Origin of the sequence: Kitasatospora sp. NPDC088391, from assembly GCF_044753345.1 — a bacterium.
Classification (GTDB): domain Bacteria; phylum Actinomycetota; class Actinomycetes; order Streptomycetales; family Streptomycetaceae; genus Kitasatospora.
Genome location: NZ_JBIVNB010000001.1, coordinates 1,061,677 through 1,079,664 on the forward strand (window position 1 = coordinate 1,061,677; position 17,988 = coordinate 1,079,664).

General features: G+C 74.7%; 21 protein-coding genes and 1 riboswitch. Of the genes, 8 read left to right on the plus strand and 13 right to left on the minus strand.

Features of this window, described 5'->3' with window-relative positions:
- Nucleotides 1–109 precede the first annotated feature (109 nt).
- From ACIQBJ_RS04560 to ACIQBJ_RS04590, 7 genes are all read right to left on the minus strand, one after another.
- Nucleotides 110–559: a PH domain-containing protein gene (locus ACIQBJ_RS04560; RefSeq protein ID WP_400703522.1), complete on the minus strand. Its 450-nt coding sequence runs from the start codon at nucleotides 557–559 to the stop codon at nucleotides 110–112.
- Between the two features lie 89 nt (nucleotides 560–648).
- Nucleotides 649–1,497: an ATP phosphoribosyltransferase gene (hisG, locus tag ACIQBJ_RS04565; RefSeq protein WP_400703292.1), complete on the minus strand. Its 849-nt coding sequence runs from the start codon at nucleotides 1,495–1,497 to the stop codon at nucleotides 649–651.
- 41 nt (nucleotides 1,498–1,538) lie between these two features.
- Entirely contained in the window at nucleotides 1,539–1,811 is a 273-nt protein-coding gene (locus ACIQBJ_RS04570; RefSeq protein WP_400703295.1) for a phosphoribosyl-ATP diphosphatase, read from the minus strand.
- Between the two features lie 118 nt (nucleotides 1,812–1,929).
- Nucleotides 1,930–2,415 carry a 6,7-dimethyl-8-ribityllumazine synthase gene (gene ribH, locus ACIQBJ_RS04575; RefSeq protein ID WP_400703298.1) on the minus strand — a complete coding sequence of 162 codons (486 nt, stop codon included), beginning with the start codon at nucleotides 2,413–2,415 and terminating at the stop codon, nucleotides 1,930–1,932.
- A gap of 99 nt (nucleotides 2,416–2,514) precedes the next feature.
- Nucleotides 2,515–3,777 carry a bifunctional 3,4-dihydroxy-2-butanone-4-phosphate synthase/GTP cyclohydrolase II gene (locus tag ACIQBJ_RS04580; RefSeq protein ID WP_400703301.1) on the minus strand — a complete coding sequence of 421 codons (1,263 nt, stop codon included), beginning with the start codon at nucleotides 3,775–3,777 and terminating at the stop codon, nucleotides 2,515–2,517.
- Nucleotides 3,774–4,355, minus strand: a complete 582-nt coding sequence (locus ACIQBJ_RS04585; protein WP_400703525.1) for a nicotinamide riboside transporter PnuC — start codon at nucleotides 4,353–4,355, stop codon at nucleotides 3,774–3,776. Before ACIQBJ_RS04585 ends, ACIQBJ_RS04580 begins: the two co-directional genes overlap by 4 nt.
- A 56-nt stretch (nucleotides 4,356–4,411) precedes the next feature.
- On the minus strand, nucleotides 4,412–5,071 hold the full coding sequence (locus ACIQBJ_RS04590; protein WP_400703304.1) for a riboflavin synthase: 660 nt from the start codon (nucleotides 5,069–5,071) through the stop codon (nucleotides 4,412–4,414).
- Nucleotides 5,072–5,262: 191 nt separating this feature from the next.
- A riboswitch (FMN riboswitch) is annotated at nucleotides 5,263–5,390 on the minus strand.
- A 149-nt stretch (nucleotides 5,391–5,539) separates the two neighbouring features.
- Here ACIQBJ_RS04590 and ACIQBJ_RS04595 point away from each other — a divergent pair.
- The 3 genes from ACIQBJ_RS04595 to ACIQBJ_RS04605 all read left to right on the plus strand — a co-directional run bounded on the left by ACIQBJ_RS04595 (nucleotide 5,540) and on the right by ACIQBJ_RS04605 (nucleotide 8,142).
- Nucleotides 5,540–5,788 (plus strand): SCO4226 family nickel-binding protein, encoded by a 249-nt coding sequence (locus ACIQBJ_RS04595; RefSeq protein ID WP_400703307.1) that lies wholly within the window; start codon nucleotides 5,540–5,542, stop codon nucleotides 5,786–5,788.
- A 103-nt stretch (nucleotides 5,789–5,891) separates the two neighbouring features.
- Nucleotides 5,892–6,530: an MSMEG_1061 family FMN-dependent PPOX-type flavoprotein gene (locus ACIQBJ_RS04600; RefSeq protein ID WP_400703310.1), complete on the plus strand. Its 639-nt coding sequence runs from the start codon at nucleotides 5,892–5,894 to the stop codon at nucleotides 6,528–6,530.
- 223 nt (nucleotides 6,531–6,753) lie between these two features.
- The gene (locus ACIQBJ_RS04605) at nucleotides 6,754–8,142 is read left to right on the plus strand and encodes an FAD-dependent oxidoreductase (protein WP_400703313.1); all 1,389 of its coding nucleotides are present in this window, start codon (nucleotides 6,754–6,756) and stop codon (nucleotides 8,140–8,142) included.
- 46 nt (nucleotides 8,143–8,188) lie between these two features.
- Here ACIQBJ_RS04605 and ACIQBJ_RS04610 read toward each other — a convergent pair whose 3' ends face one another.
- Nucleotides 8,189–9,574 (minus strand): FtsW/RodA/SpoVE family cell cycle protein, encoded by a 1,386-nt coding sequence (locus tag ACIQBJ_RS04610; protein ID WP_400703316.1) that lies wholly within the window; start codon nucleotides 9,572–9,574, stop codon nucleotides 8,189–8,191.
- A 157-nt stretch (nucleotides 9,575–9,731) separates the two neighbouring features.
- On the opposite strand from ACIQBJ_RS04610, the gene ACIQBJ_RS04615 reads away from it, so the two are divergent.
- Nucleotides 9,732–10,709: a cytochrome c oxidase assembly protein gene (locus ACIQBJ_RS04615; RefSeq protein WP_400703319.1), complete on the plus strand. Its 978-nt coding sequence runs from the start codon at nucleotides 9,732–9,734 to the stop codon at nucleotides 10,707–10,709.
- A 31-nt stretch (nucleotides 10,710–10,740) separates the two neighbouring features.
- Here the strand turns inward: ACIQBJ_RS04615 and ACIQBJ_RS04620 are convergent, their stop codons facing one another.
- Nucleotides 10,741–11,433, minus strand: a complete 693-nt coding sequence (locus ACIQBJ_RS04620) for an HAD family hydrolase (protein WP_400703322.1) — start codon at nucleotides 11,431–11,433, stop codon at nucleotides 10,741–10,743.
- A 105-nt stretch (nucleotides 11,434–11,538) separates the two neighbouring features.
- Nucleotides 11,539–12,777, minus strand: a complete 1,239-nt coding sequence (locus tag ACIQBJ_RS04625; RefSeq protein ID WP_400703325.1) for an ADP-ribosylglycohydrolase family protein — start codon at nucleotides 12,775–12,777, stop codon at nucleotides 11,539–11,541.
- Nucleotides 12,778–12,944: 167 nt separating this feature from the next.
- Here ACIQBJ_RS04625 and ACIQBJ_RS04630 point away from each other — a divergent pair, with 167 nt between their 5' ends.
- Complete coding sequence (locus tag ACIQBJ_RS04630) at nucleotides 12,945–13,154, plus strand: hypothetical protein (protein ID WP_400703328.1); 210 nt, start codon at nucleotides 12,945–12,947, stop codon at nucleotides 13,152–13,154.
- A gap of 7 nt (nucleotides 13,155–13,161) precedes the next feature.
- Here ACIQBJ_RS04630 and ACIQBJ_RS04635 read toward each other — a convergent pair whose 3' ends face one another.
- The gene (locus ACIQBJ_RS04635) at nucleotides 13,162–13,908 is read right to left on the minus strand and encodes an SOS response-associated peptidase (RefSeq protein WP_400703331.1); all 747 of its coding nucleotides are present in this window, start codon (nucleotides 13,906–13,908) and stop codon (nucleotides 13,162–13,164) included.
- Between the two features lie 294 nt (nucleotides 13,909–14,202).
- On the opposite strand from ACIQBJ_RS04635, the gene ACIQBJ_RS04640 reads away from it, so the two are divergent.
- From ACIQBJ_RS04640 to ACIQBJ_RS04650, 3 genes are read left to right on the plus strand one after another with little or no spacing between them, the layout of a single operon-like run.
- The gene (locus tag ACIQBJ_RS04640) at nucleotides 14,203–14,748 is read left to right on the plus strand and encodes a DUF6313 family protein (RefSeq protein WP_400703528.1); all 546 of its coding nucleotides are present in this window, start codon (nucleotides 14,203–14,205) and stop codon (nucleotides 14,746–14,748) included.
- Nucleotides 14,749–14,750: 2 nt separating this feature from the next.
- The gene (locus ACIQBJ_RS04645; RefSeq protein WP_400703334.1) at nucleotides 14,751–15,140 is read left to right on the plus strand and encodes a hypothetical protein; all 390 of its coding nucleotides are present in this window, start codon (nucleotides 14,751–14,753) and stop codon (nucleotides 15,138–15,140) included.
- Nucleotides 15,141–15,181: 41 nt separating this feature from the next.
- Entirely contained in the window at nucleotides 15,182–15,850 is a 669-nt protein-coding gene (locus ACIQBJ_RS04650) for a (2Fe-2S)-binding protein (protein WP_400703337.1), read from the plus strand.
- A gap of 10 nt (nucleotides 15,851–15,860) precedes the next feature.
- On the opposite strand, the gene ACIQBJ_RS04655 is transcribed toward ACIQBJ_RS04650, so the two are convergent.
- Together ACIQBJ_RS04655 and ACIQBJ_RS04660 are read right to left on the minus strand one after the other, a co-directional pair.
- On the minus strand, nucleotides 15,861–17,168 hold the full coding sequence (locus tag ACIQBJ_RS04655; protein WP_400703340.1) for an SMI1/KNR4 family protein: 1,308 nt from the start codon (nucleotides 17,166–17,168) through the stop codon (nucleotides 15,861–15,863).
- A 25-nt stretch (nucleotides 17,169–17,193) separates the two neighbouring features.
- Nucleotides 17,194–17,967, minus strand: a complete 774-nt coding sequence (locus tag ACIQBJ_RS04660) for a helical backbone metal receptor (RefSeq protein ID WP_400703343.1) — start codon at nucleotides 17,965–17,967, stop codon at nucleotides 17,194–17,196.
- Nucleotides 17,968–17,988 lie beyond the last annotated feature (21 nt).

Below are 17,988 nucleotides of genomic sequence, written 5' to 3' on the forward strand. Positions count from 1 at the left end.
CGGACAGACGAGTGGGCTTTGCCGCGGTTTTACCAGCGTAGACGATACCCGAACGGTTCCCGGATCTTGTTCGACCCGCCCGTTCGGTGGCGTGTCCGGTGCGCGGGGGTCAGTCGCGGGCGGTGCCGCCGCGCTCCTCGACCAGGTCGCGCAGGGTGCGGGCGGCCCGGACGGCCTGTTCGCGGCCGCCGCCGGGCTGGATGCCGACGGCGGCGAGCGCCGTCCCGTCGGCGAGGTCGAGCATCACCCAGGGGTCGCCGGCCTTGAAGTTGACCCGGACCACCTCGGCCCAGGACAGCCGGCGGCTGCGGACGAAGTTGACCACGGTCAGGCCCGCGTCGTCGGCGACCACCTTGGGGCGGGCCAGCATCGCGCCGACCGCGGCGAACAGCACGCCGGAGCAGACCATCATCACCCGGTCGTTGAACTGCCAGTTCTCCGGCAGCGCGACGGCGAGCCCGGTGAACAGCACCAGCAGCACGGCGCACAGCGCGTACAGGACGGCGCGGTTGCGGCGCGGCGCCCAGGTGACGGGGAGTGCGGCGGCGGGTGCGGGCACGGACACGGGTGGCTCCAGAACGGGGCGGGGGCCGCGCGGCCCCCGCCCGGGGGTCGATCAGGGGTCGATCAGGGCTGATCGGAAACCGGTCAGAGGCGGCAGGCGTGGATGTTGGTGACCAGGATGGCCCGGGCGCCGATCGCCCACAGGTCGTCCATGATCCGCTGCGCCTCCTTGCGGAGCACCATCGAGCGGACCGCGACCCAGCCCTCGGTGTGCAGCGGGGAGACGGTCGGGGACTCCAGTCCGGGGGTGAGGGCGACGGCGTCGGAGACCTTCTCGGCCCGGATGTCGTAGTCCATCAGCACGTAGCGGCGGGCCACCAGGACGCCCTGCAGGCGGCGCATGAACTGGTCGACGGCGGCGTCCTCGCCGGCGCCCTTGGGGCGGATCACCACGGCGTCCGAGACCATGATCGGGTCGCCGAACACCTCCAGGCCCGCGTTGCGCAGGCTGGTGCCGGTCTCCACCACGTCGGCGATCGCGTCGGCGACGCCGAGGTGGACGGCGGTCTCGACGGCGCCGTCGAGCTTGGTGACGGTGGCCTTCACGCCGTGCTCGGCGAGGTGCTGCTCGACCAGCCCGGTGTAGGAGGTGGCGATCCGCAGGCCCTCCAGGTCGCGGACGTCGGTGAGCTGCACGCCGACCGGCTTGGCGAACCGGAAGGTCGAGCCGGCGAAGCCGAGCGCGAGCACCTCCTCGGCCTCCGAGGCGGAGTCCAGCAGCAGGTCGCGGCCGGTGATGCCGACGTCGAGCCGGCCGGAGCCGACGTAGACGGCGATGTCGCGCGGGCGCAGGAAGAAGAACTCGACCTGGTTGTCGGGGTCGACCAGGACGAGTTCCTTGGCCTCCTTGCGCTGCCGGTAGCCGGCCTCATGGAGCATCTCCGCCGCGGGACCCGAGAGCGAACCCTTGTTGGGGACGGCGATGCGGAGCATGAGAGGCGGACCCTTCGCGTTGGCGATCAATGGAGGTGGGACTAGAGGTACTTGTAGACGTCTTCGAGCGTCAGCCCGCGGGCGATCATCATCACCTGGACGTGGTACAGGAGCTGGGAGATCTCCTCGGCGGCCTCGGCCGGGGACTGGTACTCGGCGGCCATCCAGACCTCGGCGGCCTCCTCGACGACCTTCTTGCCGATCGCGTGGACGCCCTGCTCGACCAGCTGGGCGGTGCGGGAGGTCGCGGGGTCGCCGGTGGCGGCCTTCTGCTGGAGCTCGGCGAAGAGCTCCTCGAATGTCTTGGAAGCCATGATGGTGCTCACCTTACGGGGTGCGGGCTGACGGACGGTAAACGGTTTCGCACCGTGGACGGTCCGGTGGACAGCCACGGTGCGAACCCGGCCCGGACCGGTCGGCCCGGCGGTGCGGTCAGCCCTGCGGGGCGGCGGCCTCGCGCAGCGCGGCGGCGGTGGCGACGGCGGCGGTGACCGCCTCGTGGCCCTTGTCCTCGGCGGAGTCCGGCAGACCGGCCCGGTCCAGCGCCTGCTGCTCGGTGTCGCAGGTCAGCACGCCGAAGCCGACCGGGACGCCGGTGTCCACCGACACCTGGGTCAGGCCGAGGGTGGCGCCCTGGCAGACGTAGTCGAAGTGCGGGGTGCCGCCGCGGACCACCACGCCGAGGGCGACCACGGCGTCGTAGCCCTGCGCGGCCAACCGCTTGGCGGCGACCGGGAGTTCGAAGGTGCCGGGGACGCGGACCACGGTCGCCCCGTCGATGCCGAGCTCCTTCAGGGCGCGGTGCGCGCCGTCCAGCAGGCCGTCCATCACCTGCTGGTGCCACTGCGCGGCGATCACCGCGACCTTCAGGTCGGCGCAGTTCTGCGGGGACAGGACGGGGGCTCCGTGGCCGGCCATGGCTGCTTCCTCTTTCCGGTGGTGCTGCTCGGGCTGCGTCGGGGTGCTTCGGGGTGCGTCGGGGTGCTTCGGGGTGCTTCGGGGCGCGGTGCGGGACGGTCAGTCGTTCTCGCCGTCGAGCCACGGCAGGTCGTGGCCCATCCGGTCGCGCTTGGTGCGCAGGTAGTGCAGGTTGTGCTCGCCGGCGGCGGTGGGCAGCGGGCGGCGGGCGGCGACCTTGAGGCCGTGCTCGGTGAGCGCGGTCTGCTTGGCCGGGTTGTTGCTGAGCAGGGTGAGCGAGCGGACGCCGAGGTCGGTGAGCATCTGCGCGCCGATGGAGTAGTCGCGGGCGTCGGCGGGCAGGCCCTGGTCGAGGTTGGCGTCGACGGTGTCGCGGCCCTGCTCCTGGAGCTGGTAGGCGCGCAGCTTGTGGGCCAGGCCGATGCCGCGGCCCTCGTGGCCGCGCAGGTACAGCACCACGCCGCGGCCGGCCTCGGCGACGGCGGCCAGCGAGGCCTGCAGCTGCGGGCCGCAGTCGCAGCGCAGCGAGCCGAACACGTCGCCGGTCAGGCACTCGGAGTGCAGCCGGACCAGGACGTCCTCGCCGTCGGGGAGCCGGCCGTCGGCGTCCAGGCCGCCGGCCACCAGGGCCAGGTGCTCGGTGCCGTCGATCGTGCCGCGGTAGCCGACGGCGGTGAACTCGCCGTGCTCGGTGGGCAGTCGCGTGACGGCGGCGCGGTCGACGTGCAGTTCGGTGCGGCGCCGGTAGGCGATCAGGTCCTCGATCGAGATGATCGCCAGGCCGTGTTCGCGGGCGAAGGCGTGCAGTTCGGGCAGCCGGGCCATGGTGCCGTCGTCGTTGACCACCTCGGCGATCGCGCCGGCCGACGGCAGGCCGGCGAGGCGGGCCAGGTCGACGGCGGCCTCGGTGTGGCCGGGGCGGACCAGCACGCCGCCGTCGACGGCGCGCAGCGGGAAGACGTGGCCGGGGCGGGTCAGGTCGGCGGGCGCGGTGCCGGCCGAGGCGAGCAGCCGGACGGTGCGGGCCCGGTCGGCGGCCGAGATGCCGGTGGAGACGCCGTCGCGGGCGTCGACGGAGACGGCGTAGGCGGTGCCCTTGCGGTCCTCGTTGACCCGGGTCATCGGGGGGAGCTGGAGCCGGTCGAGTTCCTCGCCGGTCATCGGGGCGCAGATCACGCCGGAGGAGTACCGGACGGTGAAGGCCATCAGCTCGGGGGTGGCGGCGGAGGCGGCGAAGACGATGTCGCCCTCGTTCTCCCGGTCCTCGTCGTCGACCACGATGACGGCGCGGCCGAGGGCGATGTCCGCGACGGCCCGCTCGACCGGGTCGAGGGCGAGCGGTTCGACCGTGATGCTGCTCATGCTGCGACTCCCTTGGCGAGTGTTCCGGTGCGGACGGTGCGGGCCTTCGTCCACCAGCTGGCCAGGCCGGCCAGCACGAGGAAGAAGTAGACGGTGAAGGTGAGCGCGGTGAAGGTGTAGCCGTGCTGGTAGGCGTAGGGGACGCCGACCAGGTCGACGGCCAGCCAGGCGAACCAGAACTCGACCCAGCCGCGGGCCTGCGCGTACATCGCGGCGAGCGTGCCGACGAAGATGTAGGCGTCGAACAGCGGGGCCCAGGAGAGGTTCGGGAAGGCGTTGAACAGGGCGGCGACGGCGGCGGTGCCGGCCGCGGTGGCGCCGATCAGCACCGCCCGCTCGCGGGCGGTGGCGAAGCGGACCTCGACGCCGCCGGTGTCGCGGCGGCCGCGGCTCCACTGCGCCCAGCCCCAGAGGGCGGTGACCACCACGACGACCTGCTTGCCGATCAGGCCGGGTACGTGGCCGCCGAGGAAGGCGGTGATCAGGACGGCGCCGGCCAGCAGCTGGGCGGGCCAGGTGAGGACCGAGCGGCGCCAGCCGAGGGCGAGCGCGGTCAGGCCGATCAGGTTGCCGGTCATGTCGGCGACCTTGACGGTCTCGCCGAAGGCCTGGAACGTCAGTTCTCCGAAGGAGCTCACTTGTTTCCCCCCAGGGTGTCGGGCAGGGCGCGGGTGTCGAGCAGCCGCTCCACGTACTTGGCGAGCACGTCCACCTCGAGGTTGACCGGCTCGCCGACCTGCTTGGCGCCGAGCGTGGTCAGTTCGAGGGTGGCGGGGATCAGCGAGACGGTGAACGAGTCGAGGGCGGCCTCGACGACGGTGAGGCTCACTCCGTCCACGGTGATCGACCCCTTCTCCACCAGGTAGCGCGCGATGGGCTGCGGCAGGGAGAAACGCAGCACCTCCCAGCGCGGATTCCCGTCCGCGTCCAGGTCGCCGGGGGCGCGGGAGAGCAGCGTGCCGGTGGCGTCCACGTGGCCCTGCACGAGGTGGCCGCCGAGCCGGGCGCCGAGCGCCATCGCCCGTTCCAGGTTGACCCGGGAGCCGGGGCGCAGCGCGCCGAGGCTGGAGCGCTGCAGCGTCTCGCGCATCACGTCGGCGCTGAACTCGCCGGGCTGCGCGGCGAGTTGGTCGTTCTTTTCGAGGACGGTCAGGCAGACGCCGTTGACCGCGATGGAGTCGCCGTGGTGGGCGTCGGCCGTGACGACCGGGCCGCGCAGGCGGATGCGCGAGGATTCGCCGATCTCCTCGATGGAGACGACCTCGCCGAGCTCTTCGATGATGCCGGTGAACACCCGGGTTCTCCTCGCGCTTGGGGCGCGGACTCCGGGGCGGCATGAGGGAGTTGACTGCGAAAGGGGTGGCCGTTCGACAGCGGCGGGACGCACCCGCGCGTCCGGGCTCCATCGCCGGGACACGGGTTCGCCGCCGTACTGCCGCACCCCGGCCCCAGGGTGGGCCGCGGTGTGGAACACACCTCTTCCGCCGCGCACGCCTCCCATCCGGACTTTAACCGTCGGTCCAGGAATTTCACCTGGTCAACCGGCCGCTGGCTGCGGACGGGTCGCGGACTGTAACCGCCGGTTCGGATTTTCACCGACCCCGGAGTGCGCTGAACGTCACTGCTACTGCACCAGCATTCTTGCACGGGGGTGTGCACCGCTGGCAAGGACGCGTCCTGTGGCCTGCTTCACGTCCCGGACGGAGGCTGGGAGGGAATGGTTCTCCGTACGGAGGACTTCCGGCCGAGGAGTTGAGCGACGATGGCGATGTTCATGGACGTCCACCACGGGATGGCGGGCATCACCGCCGAGCAGTTGAAGGCGGCGCACGAGGCGGACCTGGCGGTGCAGGGCGAGGAGGGCGTCGACTTCCAGCAGGCCTGGGCGGACCCGGAGTCGGGGACGGTGTACTGCCTGTCCTCGGCGCCGTCCCGGGAGGCCGTGCAGCGGGTGCACGAGCGGACCGGGCACCCGGCGGACGAGGTGCACTCGGTGCCGCTGCACGTCTGAGCGGGCCCGCGTCCGGGCCGACCGCGTCCGGACCGGTCCGCGTCCGGGCGCACCGGGAAACTCCCTGGTCCCGGGCGCGCGGGCGGCGGTAGGGTCGGGCCACGTGATCTTCGACGCCCTTGCCGCGGACGCGATCCGCGAACCCTCCCGCCTGCGGGAGCTCTACGAGCAGCCGAGCGAGCTGGTGCAGCGCAAGCAGGTCGACCACCTGCACGAGGCGGCGCGCCGGCTCGTCGGCTGCGCCTCGCTGGTGTTCGTCGCCACCGCCGACGCGGACGGCAACTGCGACGCCACGCCGCGCGGCGGCCCGCCCGGCTTCGTGTCGGTGCTGGACGACCGGACGCTGGCGATCCCCGACGCGACCGGCAACCGGCGCCTGGACAGCCTGCACAACATCGCCGCGACCGGGCGGGCCGGGCTGATCTTCGTGGTGCCGGGCCGGGCGGCGACCCTGCGGGTCAACGGGCGGGCCTGCGTGAGCGAGGACCCGCGGCTGCTGGAGCGGCTGACGGCGGTGGGCAAGCCGCCGCGGACGGCGATCGTGGTGGCCGCGGACGAGGTGTACCAGCACTGCCCGAAGGCGTTCCTGCGCTCCTCGGCGTGGCGCCCCGAGCAGTGGCTGGCCGCGGACGCGGCGCCGACCTCGGCCGAGATCACCCTCTCCCACCTGGGCGATCCGGCGCTGACGCTGGAGCGCGTCCTGGCCGAGGAGGCGGACTCGCTGCGGCTGCGCTACGAGTGAGCCGGGCCGCGGCGGGTCCGGCCGGCGGGCGGGCCGACCCGACCCCGGTCCGGGGTCGGGCGTCGGGTCGTGCATGCTGGAGGAACGGGGCGGCCGCATAGGCGGAACTTTGGGGGGCCATAGCTCCGACTTATGACGCCATAAGCCGGAGCCCCGTACCGGGCGCGCCCGCGGGCCGGAAGGCTGGCGGTACGCGCCCCGAGCCGAACAGGAGTACCTGCCCATGCCCCGCCCCGTCCGGGTGGCCATCGTCGGTGCCGGCCCCGCCGGGATCTACGCCGCCGACGCGCTGCTGAAGTCCGACCTGGCCGCCGCCCCCGGCGTCTCCATCGACCTGATCGAGCGCCTGCCCGCCCCCTTCGGCCTGATCCGCTACGGCGTCGCGCCCGACCACCCCCGGATCAAGGGCATCGTCACCGCCCTGCACCAGGTCCTCGACAAGCCGCAGGTCCGCCTGCTCGGCAACGTCGACTACCCCGGCGACCTGTCGCTCGACGAGCTGCACCGCTTCTACGACGCCCTGGTCTTCGCCACCGGCGCCGAGGCCGACCGGGACCTGAACATCCCCGGCATCGGGCTGGACGGCTCCTACGGCGCGGCCGAGTTCGTCTCCTGGTTCGACGGCCACCCCGAGGTGCCGCGCACCTGGCCGCTGGAGGCCGAGCAGGTCGCCGTCCTCGGCGTCGGCAACGTCGCGCTCGACGTGGCCCGCATCCTCGCCAAGACCGCCGACGAACTGCTGTCGACCGAGATCCCGCCGAACGTCCACGCGGGCCTGGCCGCGAACCGCGCCGTCGAGGTGCACGTGTTCGGGCGGCGCGGCCCCGCGCAGGCCAAGTTCTCGCCGATGGAGCTGCGCGAGCTCGACCACTCCCCCACCATCGAGGTCGTCGTCGACCCCGAGGACATCGACTACGACGAGGCGTCGATCGCCACCCGGCGCGCCAACAAGCAGGCCGACATGGTCGCCTCGACGCTGGAGAACTGGGCGATCCGCGACATCGGCGACCGCCCGCACCGCGTCCACCTGCACTTCTTCGAGAACCCGGTGGAGGTGCTGGGCGCGGACGGCAAGGTCGTCGCGCTGCGCACCGAGCGCACCGAACTCGACGGCACCGGCAACACGGTGGGCACCGGCGCCTTCCGCGAGTGGCCGGTGCAGGCCGTCTACCGCGCGGTCGGCTACCGCTCCGACGAACTCGCCAAGCTGCCCTTCGACCCGATGAGCGCGACCGTCCCGCACGAGGCCGGCCGGGTGCAGGAGAACGGCGCCCACCTGCCCTCGGTGTACGTCACCGGCTGGATCAAGCGCGGCCCGATCGGCCTGATCGGCCACACCAAGGGCGACGCCAACGAGACCGTCGCCTGCCTGGTCGAGGACCACGGCGCGGGCCGGCTGCGCCCCGCCGCCGAACCCGCCGAGGACGCGGTGCTGGACTTCCTGCGCTCGCGCGGCGTCGACTTCACCACCTGGGAGGGCTGGCACGCCCTGGACGCCCACGAGAAGGCCCTCGGCGCCGCCGAGGGCCGCGAGCGGGTCAAGGTCGTCGACCGGATCGCCATGCTGGACGCCTCGCACAGCGAGCGCTCGGCGGAGCGCGCCGCGCGCTGACCCCGGCGGGCGCCGGCGGCCCGGCGCTGCCGGAACCGACGGACCGTCAGGCCGGGCCGGGCTCCAGTTCGGCCCGGCCCGCCGCGTCGGAGAGTTTGACCAGCAGGGCGGTCAGCAGCCAGTTGGCGGTCAGCGAGGAGCCGCCCGCGGCGAGGAACGGCAGGGCCTTGCCGGTCAGCGGGATCAGGCCGGTGACGCCGCCGACCACCACGAAGACCTGGAGGGCGAGCGCGGCGGCCAGTCCGGTGGCGAGCAGTTTGCCGAACGGGTCGGTCAGGCCGATCGCGGTGCGCAGCGCCCGCTGCACCAGCAGCCCGTAGAGCAGCAGGACGGCCATCGCGCCGGCCAGGCCGAGTTCCTCGCCGACGGTGGTGAAGATGAAGTCGCTGCGCCCGGCGAAGCCGATCAGGAACGGGCGGCCCTGGCCGAGGCCGGTGCCGAGGAGGCCGCCGGAGCCGAGGCCGAACAGGGCCTGGGCGGGCTGCTCGGAGATCAGCGCCGGGTCGTGGACGGGTTCGTAGATGTCGAGCGGGTGCAGCCACGCCTCGACCCGGCCGTGCACGTGCGGTTCCAGGTCGCCGACCACGGCCGCGCCGCCGACGGCCATCAGCAGGCCGATCACCACCCAGCCGGTGCGCTCGGTGGCGGTGTAGAGCATCACCACGAAGACGCCGAAGAAGATCAGCGAGGTGCCGAGGTCGCGTTCGAAGACCAGCACCAGCAGGCTGACCGCCCAGATCGCCAGCACCGGCCCGAGGTTGCGCCCGCGCGGCAGTTGCAGACCCCAGAGCCGTCGGCCGGTGAGCGCGAGGGCGTCCCGGTTGGCCGTCAGGTAGCCGGCGAAGAAGACCGCGATGGCGAGTTTCACGAACTCGCCGGGTTCGAAGGAGAGCCCGCCCAGCTGGATCCAGCGCTTGGCCCCGAAGGTGTCGCCGGGGAAGAACGCGGGCGCGGCGAGCAGGACGAGCGCCCCCGCCATGGTGAGGTACACGTACTTCTGGAACAGCCGGTGGTGCCGGACGGCGGCCAGCAGCACGGCGGCGGCCGCGCAGGCGATCACCGTCCACTGCACCTGGCCGGGCGCGGCGGGGAGTTTCTGCCAGTCGCCCTTGGCGGCGTGCCAGAGCCGGTAGGAGAAGTCGAGGCGGTCGAGCAGGGCGAGGCCGAAGCCGCTGAGGAACACCGCGAGCGGCAGGATCAGCGGGTCGGCGTAGGGCGCGCAGCGGCGCACCACCAGGTGCAGCAGCAGGGCGAGTCCGGTCAGTCCGGCGCCGTAGGGCAGCAGGCCGGGCGGGGGCGCGTCGCGCAACGCGTAGCTCGCCGACGTCCAGGCCGCCAGGCACACCGTCACCGCGAGTGCCAGCAGCAGCAGTTCGCGGTTGCGGCGGCGCGCGGCGCGGCGGCGGCCGACACTCCGTGCTCCGGCTCTCATCCACCCTCCCCCGATCGGTAGATTCTACAACGGTGTAGATTTCGGCTCCGGGGCGGTGGTCCGTTCCCCGCCCCGCGACGACGACGCCCGGCACCCGCCCGCGGGTTCCCCCGCCGGGAGCCGGACCCGGGGGCCCGTTCGAAGGAGAACCACCGGCATGTCCCGACCCGCGGCAGCAGCCGTCCCCTGGCACTGGTCGGCGCTGGCCGACACCTGGACCCTCGAACCGGTGGTCGCCGCCCTCGCCGTCCTGCTCGCGGCCGGCTACCTGGCCGGGGCGCGCCGGGAGCGGGGCTGGCCCCCGCACCGGACGGCGGCCTTCCTCGGCGGCCTGGCGCTCTGGGTCTGGACGACCTGCTCCGGCCTGGGCGCGTACGAGCGGGTGCTGTTCACCGACCGGGCGGTGCAGCTCGTCCTGCTGCTGATGCTGGTGCCGCTGCTGCTCGCGCTCGGCGCGCCCGTCTCGCTGCTGTCCGCCGCCCTCCCGGCGGCGGGCCGGGAGCGGCTGCGCGCCGCGCTGGCCTCGCCGCCCTCCCGGGTGCTGATGTTCCCGCTGGTGTCCACGGTGCTGCTGATCGCGCCGCCCTGGCTGCTCTACTGCACGCCCTGGTACGGGCGCACCCTGACCGGCGGGCTCTGGAACACCGGCTTCCACCTGGTGCTGGTGCTGATCGGCCTGCTCTACTTCTGGCCCCGCCTGCAGCTGGACCCGGTCGCGCACCCGTACCCGCTGCTGATCGGCGTGGTGATCAGCTTCGTCGAGGTGGTCTTCGACGCGGCCCTGGCGCTGGTCCTGCTGTACGGCGGCCACGTGGTCGCCCAGCCCTACTACGCCGCGCTGGCCCGGGACTGGGGCCCGACCCTCGCCCGGGACCAGTTCGTCGGCGGCAACGCGATCTGGATCCTCGGCGACCTGGTCGGCCTGCCGTACCTGTGCGCGCTGATCCGCCGCCTGATCGTCACCGGCCGGGCCGAGACGGCGGCCGTGGACGCGGCCCTGGACGCGGCCGAGGCGGCCCGTCCCGTCCCGGTGGCGGCGGCGCCGAGCGCCGACGCGTCCGAGGCCCCGGCCGGGGACCGGCCCTGGTGGCTGGACGACCCGAACCTGCGCCACCGCTTCGGCGGCCGGGACTGACGCGCCCGGACCGGCGGGGTTCGACGGGGCGTCAGCCCAGCAGCGCGGCGACCTCCGCCAGCGAGTGCACCCGCGGCACCTCGACCGCCTCGCCGCTCGGCTCCCGGTCCAGCCAGATGCCCAGCAGCCCGGCGGCGGCCGCCGCCCGCGCGTCCACGTCCAGGCGGTCGCCGACGTACGCGGTGCGCTCCGGGGCGACGCCCAGCGCCCGGCAGGCCAGCAGGAAGATCTCCGGGTCGGGCTTGGCCCGGCCCGCCTCGGCGGAGGCCGTGGTGTGCGGGGCGAGTTCGCCCAGGCCGATGGCGTGCAGCTTGCGGCGCTGGATGTCGCCCTCGCCGTTGGTGATCACGCCGAGCCGCCGGCCGACCGCCAACTCCCGCACCGCGCGCGGCACCTCCGGGTAGGCCCGCCAGGACCGCTCGTAGCGCCGCAGGTACCCCGCGAACCAGGCGTCCGCCCGCTCCACCGGCCACTCCCCCAGCCCCAGGCGCGCGGCCAGCCCGACCGCCCTGCTCCGGCGCTGCTCCTGCAACGTCAACTCGCCCGCCAGGTAACGGTCGTACTCCGACCGCTCCAGCTCGCGCCAGTGCCGCAGCACGCCGTCCCGGTCCAGCGCCCGCCCGGGCAGCTCGGCCGCGGCCGCGGCCAGCACCGCCGCCTCCGCCGCCCCGTCGTGGTCCAGCAGCGTCCCGTCGAGGTCGAACAGCACCGCCTCGATCACCATCCAGCCCCCTCCTCCGCGCTCCGGGCCAGGACCGTCCACCCTACCCGCCCCTGACATTCCGTCACCACGGGGCCACCTCCCGGCCCCACCCGGGCCACACCCCGCTCACCCCGCCGTGCTCGGGGCCGCGCCGTCGAGCTGGAGCAGGGCCTCGGCCAGGGTGGGCGGGCCGGTGAAGCGGGCCGGGTGGGCCTCGACCAGGGTGCTGACGGGGCGCCAGGTGCCGTGCGGGCCGGGGGCGAAGGCGAGGGAGCGGATCTCGTGGCCGGTGGCGGGGTGGTGCAGGTGGAGGGTGCCCTCGGTGGTGCGGGTGAGCCAGTGCGGGGTGCGCAGGCCGGCCCGGTAGCGCTGCCAGTGGTGGTCGGACCAGAGCAGGTCGGGGACGGTGTCCGGGCGGGGCAGCAGCATCGGGGCGAGGTGCGCGGGCGCCGGGCGCAGCGGGGCCGGGAAGGCCCAGTCCGGGAGGGGTTCGGTGGCGGCCAGCCAGTCGGCGGGGATGCCGTCGGGGCCGGTGCGGGCCGCGACCACGCCGCCGGTGATCGCGGCGACGGTGTCGACGTCCCCGCCGGCGGCGATGGCGTCCAGCACCGCCCCGGGGTAGTCGGTGAGCCGGCGGGCCGCGCACCAGAGGGCGTAGGGGACGGTGTCGGCGGCGCTGGTGCGGCTGCCGTTGCCGAGGACGGCGGCCACCGCCCGGGCGTCGGACTGCGGGAGCAGCCGGGCCGCTTCGAGCAGGCCGGTGCGGACGGCGCCCGGCGGGGTGAGGGCGGCGGTGTCGGCGAGCAGCCGGGCGCCGGTGGTGGGTTCGGTGCGGGCGCGGGCGGCGAGTGCGGCGGCGACGGCCACCGCGATGGCGCCGTCGACGGCCTGCGGGTGGGTGTGGGTGGGCAGCGCGGTGTCGGCGGCGGGCCGGACGGCGGCGGCCGGGTCGTGCGCGTACGCGGCCCCGAGCGGGGCCACCCGCATCGCCGCGCCGTTGCCGAACGAGCCCTGGCCGTCGAAGAGTTCGGCCGCCAGTCGGCGGGCGTCGCCGCCTTCCCGGATCAGCCGCAGCAGCCGGTTGGCGGCGGGCCCGTAGCCGCGGTCGAAGTCGTGCCGGCGCGCGAAGGCGTGGGTGAGGTCGAAGGTGTCGACGGTGCCGCGCTCGCGGTGGGCGGCGTGCACGGAGCAGGCCATCTCGGTGTCGTCGGTCCACGGCCAGGGGCCGGGCGGGACGGTGCGGGCGGCGAGGTGGGTGCGGGCGGTGGCGGGGACGAAGAACTGGGCGCCGAGGGCGTCGCCGACGGACAGGCCCAGGAGGGCGTCGGACGCGGGGTCGGCGTGCGGGGTCGGTGGAGTGGTCATACGTGTCCCACCGAACCGTGCCGGGGCCCGCGCCGTCAAGGGGATTCCGGGGGGATCGCGGGGACTTCCCTGAACCCGCTGAACTCCGGCCGGCCGGGTCCGTTCAGCTCCGCTGAGCTGCGATGATCTGGGGGTACGTCCCTTTCGTGCGAACGGTGGTGGTCCCCGTGGTGGGTGCTGTGCTGATCGTCGTCCTGGTGCTGGCCGTCGGCGGCTGCGCGTGCGTGGTGTGGGCGGAGCGCGGCGGCCCGGCCTGGAGCAGGGCGGTGTCGCGGGCGACGCTGGGCGCGGGCGAGCTGGTCCGGTGGGCCGCCCGCGACCGGCGCCGGCGGCAGCGTTCGATCGGCGGCGACTCCTCGGGCGACAGCGACTGCTGACGGTCCGTCAGGCGGCGTCGGCGATGCCCAGCGGGTCGGCGGCGGCGGTCAGCAGTTCGGGACCGTCGGTGGTGGCCCGGTTGACGGCGGTGGGCACCGCCCGGACGGCGAAGTCCTCGGCAGGGGTGTCCAGCAGCTGCCGCAGCTCGTCCCGGTCGGTGGTCGCCGGGTCGAGCCAGCTGTCCAGGCCGGCCCGGGGGACGAGCAGCGGCATCCGGTCGTGGACCCGGGCCGCGGGACCGGTCGCGGCGGTGGTGAGGACGGTCGCGGTGGCGAGCCACGCCTCCGGGTGGTCCTCGGGCAGGCTCGCGTCCCGCCAGAACTCGTACAGCCCGGCCATCAGCAGCACGCCGCCGGTGGACAGGAAGTACGGCTGCTTGTAGGTCTTGCGGCCCTCGGCGGCCGGGACGGGCCGCCACTCGTAGTAGCCGTCGGCGGGGATCACGCAGCGGCGGGTGGTGAACGCCTTGCGGAACGAGGGCTTCTGGTCGACGGTCTCCGAGCGGGCGTTGATCAGCCGGGCCGCGCCCGACCGGTCCTTCGCCCAGGACGGCACCAACCCCCAGCGCAGCGAACGCAGTTCGCGCACCACCTCGCCGGTGTCCGGGTCGACCCGCTCCAGCACGGCCGGGACGAGGTCGGTCGGCGCCACGTTCCAGCTCGGCGCGAGCGCCTCGGCCGGGTCCCAGCGGGTGACGTCGAGCAGCGAGACCAGCGCCTCGGGTTCGGTGGTGGAGACGAAACGACCGCACATGCCTCCCACCCTGCCACCGAACGCCGCCGACCGCACGCACCACGGCCCGCCCATCCCCGCTCCGCCCCGCCCTGTCGTCAGGATCCGGTAACGATCTCCGCCCGGCCCCGGTTCCGGTGTCGCCCGCCGGGCAGGATCGGAACCAACGAGTCGCCCATCGGAGGGAGTTCGGCCGTCAGCGCCATCCCGATCCCGTCCCACCTGAAGCTTCCCGGCCAGGGCCCCGGCCCGTTCCGCCGGGTCCGCCGGTCCTGGCGCTCCCGCAAGGCCCTGACCGGCACCACGCAGTGGATCATCGACTGGGGCCTGCCGATGACTGCCGCGCTCACCGTGCTCTACGTCCTGGCCGCCCGGGCATCCGGCATGGCCACCGTTTACCAGACCCTCACCATGATGCTGCCGCCCGGCGGCAAGCTGCTGTGGGCGACCTCGCTGATCGGTTGGCTGCTGGTGCCGGCGATCATCGGTGGTTTCGCGGGCCACGTCATCGCCCAGCGGATCAGCAGCGTGAAGTCGATCTCGACCCGGACGCTGTTCCGGCAGCGGAGGCTGCGGCAACGGCTCCGGCTGCCGGGCCTGATCGACGACCTGGCACAGTACTTCCACGGAAACCACTCCCAGCAGGAACTGGTCGATGCCTGGGTCCGGGTGGCGCACCGGAACGACTGGGCCCGGGCCCAGGACCACTGTGAGGTCTTCGTCCGCGACCTGATGTCCACTCAGCAGTACGCCCATCTGGACCGGCGCGAGTGCCTGCGGCAGGCCCAGAACACCAGTCTGCTGGTGCTCAAGGTCTCGGGGCGCTCAGGTCGTTGCGTCGTCTGCGAGCAGAGGAGGTGACCGTGCGTTCGGAGGACGCGGTGGAGATCGTCCGCGCGGCGTTGGCGCCGGCCCTGCCGACAGCCAGCGCGGAAGGGCTGACCCGGGCGGCGGAGACCGTCATCCGCTGGGGGTCCGAGGAGATGGCCCAGGAACTCACAGAGCCGCTCTCCACCCGGATGGTGCTCGACCTGCTGAGCGTCGCCCGCGAGAGCCCCCGGGGACTGCGGCTGGCCGAGCCGGGGTCGATGTCCGAGGACCGCCTCGGGGCCGCCGCCCACTACCGGACCTGGTCGCGCAGCGAGGGCATGGACCCGCTGCCGTACCTGTCCCGGCCGGAGGAGGAACCGCTCGGCGGGGACCGCCGGTCGGGCCGCCACGGCGAACCGTCCGGATACGAACCGGAGGAGTGACCGGGGCGGCCGTCCCGGCGCTGCGGGCTACACTCCGCGCCATGGACGACCACCCGCCGCTCGACGCCCTCGGGCCGTACTTCGCCGTGCGGACCGGTGCGCCGCCCGCCGGGTTCCGGCCGCTCGCGGAGCTGGCGGCGCCGGACGGGCCGTTGGCGGGGCGGATCGCCGAGGTGGGGCGGGTGCTGGGCACCGACGAGCGGCGGGTGGCGGCGTCGACGGCGCACCTGGGGCTGGCGGCCCGGCTCTGGTCGGTGGCGCTCGGCACGGCCGTCCTCTCCGGCCGGGTGCCCGACCTGGACGGGGCCCGGTTCGCGCTGCCGCCGCAGGGCCCGTTCGACCTCTGGCTGCCCGCCGGGCCGGGCCCCGCCGCGAACGCGGCCGCGCTGCACGCCGCCGTGATCGACCGTCAGCTGCTCCCGCTCGGCGCCGCCACCGGCCTCGCCCCGGGGCTGCTCGCGGGCAACACCGCCTCCGCCCTGGTCGGCACGGCCCGCCAGCTCGCCCGCTTCCCCGGCCTCGGGGCCCCGGCCGCCGCCCTCGCCCGCGCCCTGCTCGCCTCCCCCGCCCTGGCCGGCACCGGCACCGCCACCCCGCCGGGCGGGCCGCTCGCCTTCCGCCGCGCCTCCTGCTGCCTCTACTACCGCGCCCCGTCCGGCGGCCTGTGCGGCGACTGCGTGTTCACCCGCCCGCCGGCCGTCCGCCGCTGAACTCCGCTCACTACCGAGCGAGTCGACCCGTGATCCGGCTCCGCCGGGGCTGCGGCCGGCCGTACCGGGCCAGCAGGTCGCGGGCCACCGCCCGGTCCTGCTCCCCCGCCCGTACGCTCGCGGCGAGCAGGCCCGGCGGGAGGGCGTCGGCGTCGAGCAGGGTCCGCCACTGCGCGGCGTCGAGTTCCAGGTACTCCAGGGCGGCGAGGTGGCGCAGCTCGGTCGGGTCGGCGAGGGCGCCGCCGACCGCGGTCAGGGTGCGCAGCCCCGGCAGGTCGCGCAACGCGCCGAGGGGCAGTTGCGGGCCCTGGAGGTGGAGCACCTGGAGTTCGGGGCGGGCGGCGAGGTCCAGCTCCGACCGGTCCGCGGCGCGGGCGGACTGCGGCGGCCCGTCGCCGGGGGCGCGGAGCTCCTCGCGGTGGCGGCCGAGGACGAAGTCGGTGAGGCTGTCGGCGACCAGGTCGGCGCCGATCTCCAGTTCGTGGCTCAGCAGGATCACTTGGCCGAGGTGCCCGCCGGGGCCGGGGGTGAGGTCGACGGCGTAGATGTCGCCGCCGTTGGTGCCGAAGCCGATCCAGCCGGGCGAGCCGACCAGGCCCTGCACGGCGGTGCCGGTGGGGGCGCCGATCTCGGTGGCGGCCGAGAAGGGCCAGGGCCCGGGCCGCCGGTCCGTGGTGGCGAGGAAGAGGCCGTCCAGGCCGAACAGTTCGCAGCCCACGATGCCGTCGACCTGCCGTCCGGTGTCCCAGGGCTCCTCGACCAGGTGGTCCAGCAGCCCCATCAGGGTGCGCAGTTCGGCGGGCAGCGCGATGCCGAGGCGGGCCTCGGCGGCGGCGAGCCGCGCCTCGTCCACCCCGCCGGGGAGGTCGCCGGAGAGCTCGCCGAGGCGTTCGCGCAGCGTCCGTTCCAGCAGTTCCGGGTCGGCGCCCGGCGCGGGTCCGACGGCCGCCGGGGCGGGCGTGCGGCGGCGCGGTTCGGCCTCCGCGCCGTCGACCAGCAGGAGGAACAGGCGGCTCGGCCAGGAGTCGGTGAAGTCGCGGAACGCGGGGCCGTGTTCGATCACGTCGAGTTCGGCGTGCCCGGCGGCGTCGATCCGGGCCTCCAGCAGGATCTCGTCCGCCGCCGGGACCTCGGCCTCGAGGAACCGGGTCTCCAGGACCGACGGGTCGTCGACGCCGCGGACGGTGGCCAGGGCCCGCCCCAGGTGGTGCTGCACCCGGCCGGTCAGGGTGACCGGGCCGTCCCGCCGGGCGGCGTTCAGCAGCGGTGCCCAGGTGGCGAGGTCGTGCAGCGGGGAGGGGGCGTCCGGTTCGTTCATGGCCGCACCCTACGCAACGCCGCCGTCAGTGCCGCCGGTCGGCCAGCCGGGCGGCGAGGACGGCGGGGGCCTCCGCCAGGGACGGGCCGTACCAGGTGAGGTGGCGGCCGGGGAGCAGGGCGTAGGGGAGGCCGGGGAAGGCGTCGGGGCCGTCGGTGGCGGTGAAGGCGTAGGGCTCGTCCGGGAGGATCAGCAACTCGGGTGCCAGCGCGTGGAGTTCGGGGAGCGGGAGGCGGGGGTAGCGGTCGGGGTGGGCGGCCGGGAGCAGGTCGACGCCGAGGCGGCGGAGCAGGTCGGCGGCGAAGGTGTCCTGGCCGAGGACCATCCAGGGGCGTCGCCAGATCGGCGCGACGGCCCGGCCCCGGTCCGGCGGCGGCTCGAAGGACCAGGCCCGGTCGGCGGCCACCAGCCAGTCCGGGCAAGGGAGTCGGAGGACGTCCACGAGCAGGCGGCGCAGCGACCGGAGGGCCTCGTCGAGGTCGCGGACGCGGGTGGTCCAGACCGGGAGGCCGGCGGCGCGGAGGGCGGCCAGGTCGGGGGCGCGGTTCTCCTCCTCGTTGGCGACCACCAGGTCGGGGCGCAGCGCGCGGACCGCTTCCAGGGCGGGGTTCTTGGTGCCGCCGATCCGGTCGGCGTCCAACCCGGCGGGGTGGGTGCACCAGTCGGTGACGCCGACCAGCAGGCCGGGGGCGGTGACGGCGACGGCCTCGGTGAGCGAGGGCACCAGGGAGACGACCCGGCGGACGGTGGACGGCAGCCGTACGTCGTTGCCCTCGTCGTCCGTCAGCAGCCGTTCCATGGCGGACACGCTAGCAGCGGG